The following is a 13,986-nucleotide window of genomic DNA, read 5'->3' on the forward strand; positions in this document are numbered from 1 at the left end:
CCAGCGGGATCTCACCTGTCCCTCTAGTCCCGCAGGACATTGAATAAGCTTCTTTGAAAAGACACCGCACGAAGAAAATTGGTTTTTATTTTCGTGGAGTCTCGCACCTTCCACTCCAATCAACTAGAGATAAAATCAACATTGAGCTTTAACACAGCCAACAAATAAAAAACACACTGGGAGTTCAAGTGTCAAACCCAGTGTGTTTTCTTTTGTTATTACCATCTTTGCACCTCTGAAGTAAACCCGTTACCTGGAGAGCTGCTCTTTTTCTATCCGATTGGATACTCCCTGCGCTCGCCTTTACTGAATGTCATGATCGACTGATAGCCGGCTGAACGGGCAAAGGCGACGGCTCGGTCAAAATCCTTGCCTACATCTGTAGGCGTGTGGGCATCGGAAGACAGTACGATCGGGATATCCCTGTCATAGCACATCTGAAGGAGTCGAGGATCAGGGTACAGTTCTCCGACAGGTTTCCGGATGCCTGCAGTACTAATTTCAACACACGTTTTGGAACGGGCGAGTGCATCTGCCGCACGCTCATACTGTCCCAGCAAAAATGATTCGTCGGTCGGCACATACTTGAATATCTTCACAAGATCAAGATGCCCGATGATGTCAAACAGGTTAGATTCCGCGAGCGTCACAACCTGGTCAAAATAACCCTCATACACTTTATGGAGGTCACGTCTTTCCCATTCTTCTTTGAACTCCGCGAGATCGATTCCGAAATCATCTACCCAGTGAACGGAACCAATGACATAATCGAAATCATAGCTCTCAATAAAACCCTGCATTTCTTTATGTTTACCGGGTGTATAGTCCATTTCAATCGACATTTTCACATCAATCCCAGCATCCCACGCTTCCTCAAAGAGGTTTACATAATCTTTCATATCGTAAACCCTTCTTTCATTCACCCAAGGATTGCTCAATATATTCTGTGTCTGGTAAAAATGATAAGCGTGCTCAGAAATGCCGAAGCTTTCAATCCCTTTTCGGACAGCTTCATCAGTGAATTTTTTTAAATACTCCAGTGTCAGTGTTCCCCGTTCAAGATGGTTATGATAATCAGTCAGCAAGAGCGGCTCCCTCCAATTTGTGTGTTTGGTCCATTATAGCCCACTCCATAAGAACGCTCAAATATTTTTGCAGGTCACGATCCTTCATGCTCTCCGACCGGATTAGGAGCGGCCGGAACCGGTATCTTTTCTTCAAAGGGGTACTGGGCGGCCGGGATCTGTCCGCCTAGAGCCTTAAAGACTACAGCGTCATAACCAGCATCGCGTGCCGTCATCAAAATCCCTTCCTGCATAACGGAAATTTCGTCGCTGCCGGGAGAATCGCCTGTAATTGACAGAGTGATTTCCAGCAATCCGTTTTCTTTTAAGCTGCCTGATCTAACGTCAACCCCCCCAGGAATAACCGGTCTCAGCATTTCTCCGGTATCCGGTTCGATTCCGTCCTTCATGAACTGAATGAGGTCCCCAATGGCTGCATTGGATTCCGGATGAGGATACGGAACAAGGAAAGAGCGTCCGGCTGTTTCATACTTAAAATATCCGGAAGGGGGAATGTCTTCTTCAGTTATTGTTTCGATTTCGCCATAATTTCCAAGCATGACTCCCCGCCTGTCGTCACCCGTATATAAATCTGCTTTCTCATAACCTCCTAATGCAGTCATATAGGCTACTGTAGCAGTAAAATTTATTTCTGAAGCGGAACCGTGTCCGAGCTGATGATCTTCTGGCACATGGATTTCAAGTACGGATCCGTCATTTTTTTCGGTAACCGAACTGCCCGCCAATAAAAAAGGGTCCAATCCGGCTGAAGCAGGATCCCATAACGATACCGTGCTGTTATAAACATCAATCGGCGTCTGTCCCTGGCTGAGCGGGAATGAAACCGGCACGATGAAATTCCCACCGGGTCCAGGATAGGCAACTACCGCAATATCACCTTTGCTCGCTTGAAGAACAAGGTTGCTCTCAAAGTCAGAACGAATTGAACTTTTTGAAGGCCCGTTCTTTTCTTCAGCAGATTTCGGCGCCGATTCAGTTGCAGCTTCTTCACCCGTTTCCATATCGGCGCTTTCATCCCTCACTTCCTCGGATGCCATGTTTTCTCCATTCCGTTCAAACAAAGCGGGCAGGATAAGCAGACCTGCCAGCAAAAAAATGGCCGCTGTCGCAGCAAGCGGCAGGAAGCGGGAAGACCGGTTGTTGCGCCGGCTATTTCGTCGGTTCATTTTGTCGCTGATTTTCCGAAAATGTTCCTCGCTCGTTGACTCATCTTCTATTTCCGGCATGCTTTGCAGCAGTTTTTTGATATCTTCTTCATCGTACTTTGAGTTCGTCATAATCGCCCGCCTCCCTTCTTCTGCTTTCCTCTTCCATTTGTTCACGCAATGCTTTCAGTGCCCGATGCTGGGTTGTTTTCACTTTGCTTTCAGACCATCCGAGTATCTCGGCAGATTCTTTAATCGAATAGGACTGGATAAATCGAAGCACCAGAACCAGCTGATGATTGACAGGGCACTTCTTCAAAACGTTGTATAAATGTTTCGTTTCTTCATTTCGTTCCGCAATTTCGTCAGGGAGCGGCTCGTGATCCCGCCACTCGATCGTCTGTTCTTTCCAGTCAATAAAATCGGCCCAGCTTCTTTTTTGCCGTTTTTGTTTCCTGAACCAGTCGATTGCCGTATGGCGTGCAATCGAAAACAGCCACGTTTTTTCGCTGCTGTTCCCCTGGAATCCCCCGTATGATTTCAGCGCTTTTATATAAACTTCTTGAACAAGGTCTTCCGCCTGTTCCTTATTTTTGACCAGATAAAACAAAAATTGGTATACATCTCGATGATACTTTTCATAGAGGTCCTGAAATAGTTTTTCCACCACTTCACCCCGTTCCCTAAATTAGTCGTTTCACACAGCATTTTGTTACACCCCATTCCACTATAAACCTGGAAAATTAAAAAAGAAAGGGAACTTTTCCCTTTCTATTCAGACACCCCTGTTTCGAGAATTTCCGGTATCACCTTTACGGTAATTGTGACATCAGGGTATGTACGCTTCCATTTTTCCGGCTGCCAATCTCTTGTAATGCTGCGGTAAAACTCCCCGATTCCGAGGGTATCGGCCTTCAATTCCTGAAGTTCCGCTACCAGCGCATTCCCTTTGCTCTCCATCTCTTTTTGCAGCGCAGCCTGAATCTTTTTTCTGTCCGCAGACTTGTTTTTGTCCCCACTGCTGTATTCTTTAAGAATGCCTTTGAATGACACATTGATGACAAAATGATCCGGTTTTTTCATTTCATATTCCGTGTTTGTCGAGACATTTTCAATGACCGCCGTTTCTTGTTCATCTTCACCGAACGTAAGAATATAACCTCCGTCTCTGTATCCCTCTTTAGATAAAAGCTTTAGCAAAAACGTTTTTTCCCGGCCGAGTTTTCCGACCATCTTATCTCCCCGTAAAATGGCGATTCCTTCAAGCTCCACATTCCCTCCTTTTTCGCTCAGATAAGGAAGAAACGGATCTTTTCCATCATTGTAATAACTGTTCAAAAAAACATGGAGATTGGTGCGGGGCAAATATTCATCTTCCATATTTTGATTGATCAAATCCGCAATATACATAGCTGAATGATGGGTGACTTTGCTTTCCTGTTCAAGAAGCGAGTATGCTCTGCCTTTTGCGACAGCGAGGAAAGGGCGCATTCCGATTGTCGGGTCACGGTACATGACATCGACGATTTCGATCACTCCTTCGTTTGCTAATTCTTCGCCTAAGAGTGTGACTCGCAGCTGGCCGGGAACAAGCGGTTTTGGCGATCTCCCATTGAGTTCAATCCTTACTTCCCTGACCGCATCCCCTTCTGCAGACATGACGAATGACTCTGTTGTTTCCGGATCTTTATAAATGGGCATCATCAAACCGCCCAGGTATTTCTTTTCCTCCCCTTTATCAAACGAAGCTGCCTGAATCAACGAAATCTCATCGACAATTCGGGATGCTGCGCAGCCGCTCAATACCATTAGCAGTGCCGTGCCTGTTATGAACATCCTTTTGGCCATGGGATGCCCTCCTTTCCTTTATTCCTCATCGATGTCAGCTGCATGCTTTTTAAAAAATGAAAAAGCGGCAGGGTCCTGAGAAACGCTTCCGTTCCCCTTTTCCTGTTCGAACCAGCGAAATGGCAGCCTGAACACCGCTTTTCGAAAAGCATCTGCACGCGGCGGGAAAAGAGGTGACATATAAGGGTGCCCGAGCGATGTCAAGCGCAATAAATGGGCCAGGAAAAATAAAAACATCAGCACAATACCGAGCAATCCCCAAATAACCGATAAAATGAGAAAAGGGAATCTGATCAGGCGAATCGTATTGCCCATTCTATATACAGGCGTTACAAATGAAGCCAGAGCAGCAAGCGCAACGATGATCAGAAGAATATTACTCGTCAAGCCTGCTTCCACGGATGCCTGCCCGATTACGATTCCACCGACAATGCCGATCGTCTGGCCGATTTTGGTCGGCAGACGTGCACCTGCTTCCCGGAGAAGTTCAATCGTCACTTCAAGAAACAAAGCTTCCAAAAAAGGCGGAAGCGGTATGTTTGTCCTCGATCCCACAAGTGTACTGAGCATATCTTTCGGAATTAATTCATAATGGTAAGTGAGCACCGCAACATACACAGGGGTAGCAAGAATTGAAAACAGCACTGCAAAGTATCTGATCAGCCTTAAAATATTACCGATATGCCAGGATAAATAAAAATCTTCCATTGAGCTGAAAAACTCAACCAAACTTGCTGGACCTACTACTGCGTAAGGAGAACCCTCGACAAGAATGACGATTTTCCCGTCTCCGAGATATCCTGCGACCCGGTCGACACGTTCCGTATTTGAAAGCTGTGGAAACGGCGACATTGAATTATCTTCAAGCATCTGAAGAATGAAGGAACTGTCAATCACCTGGTCGATTTCGATACTGTCAAGGCGGTCAGTCACATATCTTAGGTCCTTTTCATCTGCCCTCCCCTCCATATAAAGGATAGCGGTATTTGTTTTAGATACATTTCCCAGCTTCTTTTCGATGACAGTCAGCCTGTCTGACGGCAGGCGTTTCCGGATCAGGTTCAAATTGGTTCCGAGAAGCTCGACGAAGGAATCCTTCGGACCCTCAACACTGAACTCGATTTCCGGTGCTGCAAGCGACCTGCTTTCACTTTTTACTGCTTTGATAAGAGCGAACTCTCTTTCATTTCCGTCAAGCGCTACAGCAAGGTACCCGTCAAGCACCTTTTTGCAGATTACATCACTCTCGCTTTCGACTTTTATATCTTCAATCGGTACAGTTTTACGGATTTGGTCAAGATTCGTTATTTCTTCCTGTAAGTTCGGTAAAACGATGTTATGAAGTGTTTCAGCATCAATAAGGGAGAAACTGTAGTAGAGCCGGTAAGGCGTTACTGCTTCACTGTTATGGTGGACAATAAAATCTGTGGAATCCGAAATCGGTTTGAAGACGCCGGGTATGTCGGCCTTTTGCTCTTTTTTTTGAAAGCCTGACTTCATGCTGCTCCCCCCCTTACTTTCTTTTTCCGCCAGGATGATTTTATAAATACAGCCAACACGAGAATCGGAATATATATTGAAATCAGGTATAAACCCATTCTAGAATAATTGTCATTCAGAAAATTGATTTGATCACGGTTTTCGAAGTGAATCGTTCCTATGAAAAGCGCAGCTGTGAACAGGATGAGAAGCTGGCGCTGTCTTACCTTGAATGTCAGCTTGGCCAGACGGGTAGCCGCCCAGAGAGATAATGTAATGTTGGGGATGACGACAATCACCCAGAAAGAGATTCCGATATACTCAAATCGTTCGACAAACGGCATTTCAATAATTTTAAACATTGTAAGCGTCGCCCATGTTGTTTTGGATAATTGTTCCTCAGTATAAAAACCGAAACTGACAACAGTGATCAATAAATAAATGGCTGTGCTCAAAAAAAGTCCCGCATGGGCCCACTTCCAGCTTTTTTCCCTGTTTTTCAAAAATGGGTAATAGATGAGGATGAATTCAAATCCAAAAAATGTAAGGGCAGCATCTTTAATTCCGAAGATAATATCAGCAGGCGGCCGTCTCATGATCGGCAGCATACTCCGAAAGTCTGCATACTCCGCAGGAAAAAACAGCATCAGGATTAAAAAAAACGGGATAATAACCCCAAAGAAAGCCATACCTGCCACAACTTTAAAACCCCCATCGATGATATAAAAGGTGATCAGGATGAAAACAAGAGCAAGCGACCAGACCGGCACTTTCGGAAACATCCACACTTGTATCACTTCCAGGAAAGACCGTAAAATCGTCAAAGAGGCACCAAACAAATAAATGATCCAGATGATATTCAGCACTTTGGCTGCGTACTTGCCTGCTATAAACTCATGAACCCCATATATATCATCTTCTCCGCTTTTGTTCAGGATTACGAAGATTAAAAACATAAAAAAGTGTGTAAGAATGCCGGTCAGGATGACAGTGATCCAGGCATCAAATCCGGCATATTTTGCAATGATGCGCTGGAAACCGAGAACACCTATCCCGATTTGGGCTGAATGTACCAAAAACAGGACAAGGGGGCCGTTAATTTTAGAAGAATGCGGAATCATTGCCTACACGCCCTTATAACAAATAATTAGTGATAGTATGTTACTGAAAGCTTGAGTATATACTGAAAGACCGGCTCGTTGGCCTGGCCCAATCCTGGCCTGGCTGATGGATGATGCGGCCGGTGTATCGAAGCTTATTCTTTCGAAACAAAAAAAACAATCCTGTTTCATAGGAAACAAGATTGTTCGTCAAAAGCCTTCTTTTTCCACAATCCGCGGAAGGACAAACGTAAAAGTAGTTCCTTCCCCGAGTTTACTGTGGGCCGATATTTCACCTTTGTGGGCATGGATGATATTTTTTGCGATGGCAAGTCCCAGTCCTGTGCCGGAGCGGCCGCGTGTTCTCGCTTTGTCTCCTTTGTAGAAACGTTCAAACACAAATGGCAGGTCCTCTGCCGGAATTCCGGAACCTGTGTCGGTGACATCGGCTGTGACGGTTTTGCCTTCAATCCTTACCGAGACGCTCACCGTACCATTTTCGCTCGTATGGCGGATCGCGTTATCAATCAGATTCGTGAATACCTGCTCGAGCCGATCCGGGTCAAGGTAAACACGGGTCTGATCATCTGGTACATCATATTCCAAAGCGATGCCGTTTTCTTTTGCAAGTGTTTGAAACTTTTTCACGATGCGTTCAACGAACGGACCGACGTACACCGGTTCAAGATTGAGCTGAATATGGCCGGCTTCCATACGGGCCAGATCCAGCAGTTCATTGACAAGACGGCCCATACGCATGGATTCATCATGGATGATCTGTGCCATTTCCCTTTGTTCTTCGACAGTCCCTGCAATGCCATCAACCATTGCTTCACTATAGCCCTGCAGCATCGAAATCGGAGTCCGAAGTTCATGGGAAACGTTCGCAATGAAATCCTTCCGCAGCTTATCCAGGCGGCGTTCTTCAGTCATATCACGCAGCACCGCGACCGCTCCACGTACTTTCTGGTTGTCATATAAAGGCGTCATGAGCACAACCCAGTGCATCCCCTGGACCATCAACTCCTGGATTTGTTCCTGTTCCGTAAGCGCTACGTTCTGGAACAGATCCAACAGTTCGGGAGGAAGCTCGGCGCTGTCCCCATCCTCCCAGCCAAGTTCATAGCGGTAAGCATTCATGAAACGGTCAGCCGGCGGGTTGGTCACAAGGACTTCACCATTGCTGTTCAGTGTTATGACCCCGTCAGCCATACTCTTTAACACACTTGAAAGCTGCTCTTTCTCCTGGTTCAAAGCATTGATATGAAATTTCAGCTGCCGCCCCATCCGGTTGAACGCCATAGCCAGCTCACCTATTTCGTCATGGGTCAGAATCGGCACTTTCGTATCAAACTTTCCTTTCGCCACTTCGAATGCCGCCTCCCTCATTTCCCGGAGCGGTGAAGTGATGCGGGTCGACAGGAAGAAAGCGAAAATCGTTGTAAGGATAATGGCAATTCCGGCACCAAGCAAAATGATTTTTGTCGTTTCACTCGTTGTTTCATGGACAACGTCCAGCGACTGGTAGACGAATACCGCACCATTTTCAGAACCGGTAAAGTTTGTCGGAGTGCCGACAATCAGCATTTCGCTGACGTTACCCTTCTCTTCATCAGCAAAAGGGTCATCTATCTGTTTGATAACCGTCTCATTTTCTGTAAAAACAGCCGACAGGTCATCATCCATTTTCAAAAAATCGACCGGCACTGCGCCCCTTTCGTTGTTTGAAGGGGAATACCATTGATTTTCTTCATCGCCATATATGAACACCCTTGTCGAAGGATCGACGAGTTCCCACGCTATTGCGAGTGCAAGATTGCGGAACTCATGCTCTTCCATCACAGAAGAAATCTTGGTCGCGAGCTCCGTCAACTCGTCTTCTTTCTGGTTGACATGGAAATTTTCAAAAAACTGCAGAAGAAGCACAGTCAGGATAAATAGTACAAACGAGACGAGCAAAAGGATGGTAAACCAAAGTTTACCAACCACACTCCTCCAGAACATCATTCACCAGCGACCTCAAACTTATAGCCTACACCCCAAACTGTCACAATCATTTTGGCAGCTTCCTGTGAAACTTTGTTCAGCTTCTCGCGCAGTCGTTTTACATGGGTATCAACTGTTCTAAGGTCACCAAAAAACTCATAATGCCATACTTCCTTCAAAAGCTGCTCCCTGTCATATACCTTATCAGGTGCTTTAGCAAGGAAATAAAGCAGTTCGTACTCTTTCGGCGTCAGGCTGACTTCTTTTCCGTCGGCAGAGACGCGGTGGGCATCATTATCGATGGTAAGGTGAGGGAATACAATAACATCCTTCGTTGTGGTATCCGTCTGTAAAAACTTAGTGGAGGACGAACGGCGCAGCAAAGCCTTTACCCTCAGCACAACCTCGCGCGGGCTGAACGGCTTCACAATATAATCGTCGGTGCCCACTTCAAATCCCTGCACACGATTCGCTTCCTCGCCTTTGGCGGTAAGCATGATGACAGGTGTCGCTTTCTTGTCCCGCAGGTCGCGGCACACTTCAAGGCCGTCTTTCCCGGGCATCATCAAATCGAGCAAAATAAGATCAAAATCGTCATTGAGCGCTTTTTCAAGAGCTTCTTCACCATCTGCCGCTTCTTCAATTTGATAGTTTTCACGCTCGAGGTACATGCGGAGCAAGCGGCGAATTCGTTCTTCATCATCGACTACTAGTAATTTTGCTTCTTTTTCCATAGCGAATCATCCCTTCTATCCTACTCTAATCTAAAGGTATTACAGGTGTCATGCGTAAGAATGCAATCCTGCGATTACCAGATTTACAGCGACAAGGTTGAACATGATAATGGCAAATCCTCCGACAGCGAGCCAGGCCGATTTTTCACCTTCCCAGCCGCGCGACAGCCTGAGGTGAAGAAACGCCGCGTAAAACAGCCAGGTGATCAATGCCCAAACCTCTTTCGGGTCCCAGCCCCAGAAGCGGGTCCAGGCTACCTGCGCCCAGATCATGGCAAAAATGAGAGCCCCGAGCGTGAACACCGGGAATCCGATCGTAACCGCCCGGTAGCTGATTTCATCGACAAGCTTCGGATTCACATTTTTAACAAGCGGGTGAAGTGCAGCTGCAATTCTCTTCCTTAATAGTAAACGAAGAACACCGTATATGAAAAGCCCGCCAAGTAAAGACCAGATAAGCGTATTTAATTTGCGTGCAGCATTAACGCCTTCCATCCAGGCAGGTGCATCAAAAAGCGGACCAAAGTCAGAGCCACCTGTAAGTTCAGCACCTGCAGGCCCTGCAATTGCAGGATAATTGTAGATAACTTCCTGCACCTGGCCGTTTTCAGCCGGTACCTGGAACACCGTTTCAAAGCCTGCCGCTTTAAAACCGCTTCCGAAAGCGACAAAAGCGACCGTGGCGACCAATGTATACAAGATGAATTCCAGCCAGAACGTTTTTATTGAGGAATTTGATTGGTCCACAACTTTTATCAAGTATATCAATCCTGCCCCGAAACTGATAGCGAGAATCGCTTCACCAAGCGCAGCGGTGGTGACATGGATTTTCAGCCAGTCACTTTGCAAAGCGGGGATAAGCGGTGATATTTCCGTCGGAAACATGCTTGCAAATGCGATGACAAGCAGTGCGACAGGCATCGTGAACACACCGAGCACATTATTTCTGTAAATCAAATAAATGACGATGAACGCGAACACGAGCATCATACCGAAAAACGTTGTATATTCGAATAGATTGCTGACAGGGGCATGTCCGCTTGCAATCCACCTTGTTACGAAATAACCGAGCTGCGCCGCAAACCCGATCACCGAAACGGCGAAGCCGATTTTTCCCCATTTGGAATTTTTATTGTCCGCTTTTTTATCTCTAATCGACCCGGCAAACAAAAAGGTCGCCACCAGATACAATATGAATGCGGCGTATAACAGGTTACTGCTTAGCTCCGCCATTTGAATCCCCTCCTATTTCACTTTCCGCTTCGGCCTGGTCTGCCGGCGGATTGATTTCGGTATCTTCAAGCATATGATCAAGTTCACGCTTGATTCCATACCAATTTTTGTTTGTATGGGCTGCCAGCCATATTTCTCCGTCATTTCTCAATATCCAGATACGCCGGTAATTCCAGTACATCCCCTGGATGACACCAATCATGAAGATTAAGCCGCCGATTCCAAGGAACCACAGGGTATTATCCTTCCTGACAGTAAGGCCGGCCACATTTCTCGTATCAATCCCGTCGAAACTCATTTTAAAATCATTTTCACCTTCCGGCTCTATATTCGTACGGATTGCGACAAAACTGATCTCTCCATCAGGATGATCCGGTGTGTACATTTTGAAAATGAAACCGGGATTATCTGGAATCCTTGTTTTCGTTGACGGGACTCCGTTATTCAAGATGAAATTCGGATAATAGTTGACGATCTCCACCCGGTGGCCGCTGCCAAGATCATATTCGGACTTTGGATCATGCAGATCGACCGCAATATCTCCGAATGTTTTTCCCGTCTCCTTTTCTTCCAGCTTGAACATCATTTTATCCAGCTCATTCAGCTTGAAATCCACCTGATAAAGGGCAAATCCGTCAAACTTAAGCGGTTCATTGACCCTTATCGGATGGCTTTTGACTTTTTCAAGATCTTTTTCAGCCCCCGGTATTCCTTCGCCGGATTTCCGGTAAAGAACAGCATCTGTCTGGTAGTTTTTAGCGACCGATCCGCCGACACGGTTAATCGCTTCATTGAACTTGCCGCCTTCTTCCCCTTCGTTGTAAACATCCATTCTGAACTGCTTGCTCTCAAGATAGTATTCGCCTTCCGTACCGGGAATCGCTTTTGTTTCCCCGTCACGGAGCCATAATACTTCATCCACATACATACCGGGAACAAATCGGAGCATGGCACCGAGCAGGAATATGATCAGGCCGGTGTGATTCACATATGCGCCCCAGCGTGAAAACCGGTTTTTTTCTGCAAACAGGTTTCCGTTTTCTTCTTTGACTTTGTACCTTTTATCCTCAAACGCTTTGCGGATCTTGTCCATCTGTAAATCAGGATCAGCGGGAGCAGATTTGCTGAACAGCCTCTGCCGCTCCATGAATCGCGGATGGCGGGTGACCCGCTGGTTTTTGAGTGACCTGTACAGCGGGACGCCCCGGTCAATGCTGGCGATGACAATCGAAATACCGAGAGCGGCAATAAGAATGATATACCACCAGGACCCGTATAAATTGTGGAATCCCAGAAGATAATAAAGCTGGCCGGCTGTTCCATACTCGGATTTATAATGTTCTTCAGGCAGCACATTCGGCGGTATATACATTTCCTGAGGAAAGATAGTGCCCAGTGATGACGCAATAAGAGTCACGATAATGATGCTGACTCCCACTTTCACCGAAGAAAAAAAGTTCCATATCTTATCAATGATTGATCTGTTGTATATCTGGGAACGCCTTGCGCTCCCTTCATAGCGCATGTTCAAAAGGGGCTTCTTCTGCTGGTCATCCGCTCCCTCAGCAAGCGGTTTCCCGCAAGCTTCACATAGCTCAGTGCCATATGGATTCTCATGGCCGCATTCGCATGTGATCTGTTTTTCATTCATATTCAACACCCCATCAGTCTCTCAAAAATCCCCATGCTGTTTAAGGTTCTATTTTTTTCATATAATCCGCGACCATCTGTTCAGTCATGCCTGCTGTTATTTTATCAACGATTTTGCCGTCTTTATCAATTAAGAAAGTTGTCGGAAGCGGATTGACGCCGTAGGCATCCAGCACTTCACCCTTGTCGATCACAATCGGGAACGTCAATCCGTATGTATTGGCGAACCGATTGACTGCGAGCTTCGTCTCTGAAACGTTCACAGCGACAATTTCAACACCGCGATCTTTGTATATTTCGTACTGGCTCTGCATATATGGCATTTCTTCTTTACATGGTTCACACCAGGTGCCCCAGAAATTCAAAAATACCCCTTTGCCTCTTAACTCTTCCATCTCTATTTTATTGCCTTCCATATCTTCGAGGACAAAGTTAGGTGCCTGATCGCCCACACCTACTACATCCTTGCTGTTAAAAAAGTTTGTATAGAGCGTAAATGCAAGAGCTCCAAATAAAATAACCAGAATTGCCACCCGGAAGAGCTGGCGTTTTTTCTTTTTTTGCATACGATTACCCCCTGGCAGTGCCTTCACTAAAACATTCTAACATCCGCATGTTGTTTACCTGTTTATTGATGTGACTATTTTGTGACAGCCAGATGAAGAAGCTGTTTGATTTCATGCGGGGTGAGCGGCCTGAATTCTCCAGGGTTCAATCCCTTTAAGTCCAAAAAGGCGTAACGCTCACGCTTCAGTTTGCTCACTTCATGGCCGACAGCCTCAAACATGCGCCGGACCTGCCTGTTTTTCCCCTCATGAATCACAAGTTCGACGATGCTTGACTGTTTCTTTCTGTCGATCGACTTAATCTTCACTCTCGCTGGTGATGTTTTGCCTTCTTCCAGTTTTACACCTCTTCGAAGAGTGTTTAATGCCTCTTTATCCGGAATGCCCTTTACTTTTGCGATGTACACTTTGTCCACCTGCCCGCGGGGATGCATCATATGGTTGGCAAATTCGCCGTCATTTGTGACGAGCAGAAGACCGCTTGTATCATAGTCAAGCCGGCCGACAGGGTAAATACGCTGTTCAATTTCCGGGAAAAAATCCGTTATCACCTTTCGGTTTTTGTCATCCTTGACCGCCGAAATGACACCCCGCGGTTTATAAAACAAATAATAGACCGGCTCTTCCCGTTCGATCTGGACACCTTCCACTTCGATCCGGTCATTTCCACCGACCTTCGTGCCAAGCTCGGTAACGGTTTTGCCGTTCACTTTTACTTTTCCTTCGCTTATGAGCTGCTCTGCTTTGCGTCTTGAAGCAACTCCGGCGTGGGCTATAACTTTCTGTAATCGTTCCATTCTGTTCACCTCTCATATCATCTTACTTTAAATTGTCACAATTCCTCAAGTTTTGTTCCTTAAAATCGTGGTTTTCTGCTGGGAATATATCTTATTTTTGTATAAGTCCAACCAGCTGCCTAAAAGAAAAACCGCCGACCGGCGAGCGTGAACCGAAGACAGAGCTGTAGTTGCCTTTATCTATATTTTTAAATTTGGCCGCTGCGTCGGAACACTTCTTTGCTAATAATATATCCTTCCCTATACAGGAACAAATGTGCAAGGCGCCCGCTCAGCGGCGTGCTCCGAAGGCCTTTCGGGAGCGCGTGGGCTCGTTTCGTTTCTTTTTTGGTGATCCGCAGTCCTTTCGGGAACGCAAAGCAT

12 protein-coding genes are annotated in these 13,986 nt (G+C 46.2%); all 12 read right to left on the minus strand.

Annotated features, from left to right (window positions below; all coding sequences use genetic code 11):
• Positions 1-272: 272 nt before the first annotated feature.
• The 12 genes from A4U59_RS20255 to A4U59_RS20310 all read right to left on the minus strand — a co-directional run bounded on the left by A4U59_RS20255 (position 273) and on the right by A4U59_RS20310 (position 13,623).
• Positions 273-1,085, minus strand: a complete 813-nt coding sequence (locus tag A4U59_RS20255) for a histidinol-phosphatase (protein ID WP_066175371.1) — start codon at positions 1,083-1,085, stop codon at positions 273-275.
• Positions 1,086-1,159: 74 nt separating this feature from the next.
• Positions 1,160-2,362, minus strand: coding sequence for a hypothetical protein (locus A4U59_RS20260; RefSeq protein ID WP_066175374.1), 1,203 nt, complete (start codon positions 2,360-2,362; stop codon positions 1,160-1,162).
• Positions 2,340-2,897 carry an RNA polymerase sigma factor SigX gene (locus A4U59_RS20265; RefSeq protein WP_066175375.1) on the minus strand — a complete coding sequence of 186 codons (558 nt, stop codon included), beginning with the start codon at positions 2,895-2,897 and terminating at the stop codon, positions 2,340-2,342. Before A4U59_RS20265 ends, A4U59_RS20260 begins: the two co-directional genes overlap by 23 nt.
• A 104-nt stretch (positions 2,898-3,001) precedes the next feature.
• Positions 3,002-4,078, minus strand: coding sequence for a Ger(x)C family spore germination protein (locus A4U59_RS20270; RefSeq protein ID WP_066175377.1), 1,077 nt, complete (start codon positions 4,076-4,078; stop codon positions 3,002-3,004).
• Between the two features lie 18 nt (positions 4,079-4,096).
• Entirely contained in the window at positions 4,097-5,578 is a 1,482-nt protein-coding gene (locus A4U59_RS20275) for a spore germination protein (protein WP_066175380.1), read from the minus strand.
• Complete coding sequence (locus tag A4U59_RS20280; RefSeq protein WP_066175381.1) at positions 5,575-6,678, minus strand: GerAB/ArcD/ProY family transporter; 1,104 nt, start codon at positions 6,676-6,678, stop codon at positions 5,575-5,577. Before A4U59_RS20280 ends, A4U59_RS20275 begins: the two co-directional genes overlap by 4 nt.
• A gap of 189 nt (positions 6,679-6,867) precedes the next feature.
• Positions 6,868-8,664: an ATP-binding protein gene (locus tag A4U59_RS20285; RefSeq protein WP_066175384.1), complete on the minus strand. Its 1,797-nt coding sequence runs from the start codon at positions 8,662-8,664 to the stop codon at positions 6,868-6,870.
• Positions 8,661-9,377 (minus strand): response regulator, encoded by a 717-nt coding sequence (locus A4U59_RS20290; RefSeq protein WP_066175386.1) that lies wholly within the window; start codon positions 9,375-9,377, stop codon positions 8,661-8,663. The genes A4U59_RS20285 and A4U59_RS20290 overlap by 4 nt, the downstream gene beginning before the upstream one ends.
• Before the next feature lie 48 nt (positions 9,378-9,425).
• Positions 9,426-10,610 (minus strand): c-type cytochrome biogenesis protein CcsB, encoded by a 1,185-nt coding sequence (ccsB, locus tag A4U59_RS20295; RefSeq protein WP_066175388.1) that lies wholly within the window; start codon positions 10,608-10,610, stop codon positions 9,426-9,428.
• Complete coding sequence (gene resB, locus A4U59_RS20300) at positions 10,591-12,261, minus strand: cytochrome c biogenesis protein ResB (RefSeq protein WP_066175390.1); 1,671 nt, start codon at positions 12,259-12,261, stop codon at positions 10,591-10,593. Before resB ends, ccsB begins: the two co-directional genes overlap by 20 nt.
• A gap of 40 nt (positions 12,262-12,301) precedes the next feature.
• Positions 12,302-12,826 carry a thiol-disulfide oxidoreductase ResA gene (gene resA / locus A4U59_RS20305; protein WP_066175392.1) on the minus strand — a complete coding sequence of 175 codons (525 nt, stop codon included), beginning with the start codon at positions 12,824-12,826 and terminating at the stop codon, positions 12,302-12,304.
• A 74-nt stretch (positions 12,827-12,900) separates the two neighbouring features.
• Entirely contained in the window at positions 12,901-13,623 is a 723-nt protein-coding gene (locus tag A4U59_RS20310) for a pseudouridine synthase (protein WP_066175394.1), read from the minus strand.
• Between the last annotated feature and the right edge of the window lie 363 nt (positions 13,624-13,986).

The organism is Bacillus marinisedimentorum (assembly GCF_001644195.2).
GTDB lineage: Bacteria > Bacillota > Bacilli > Bacillales > Bacillaceae_O > Bacillus_BL > Bacillus_BL marinisedimentorum.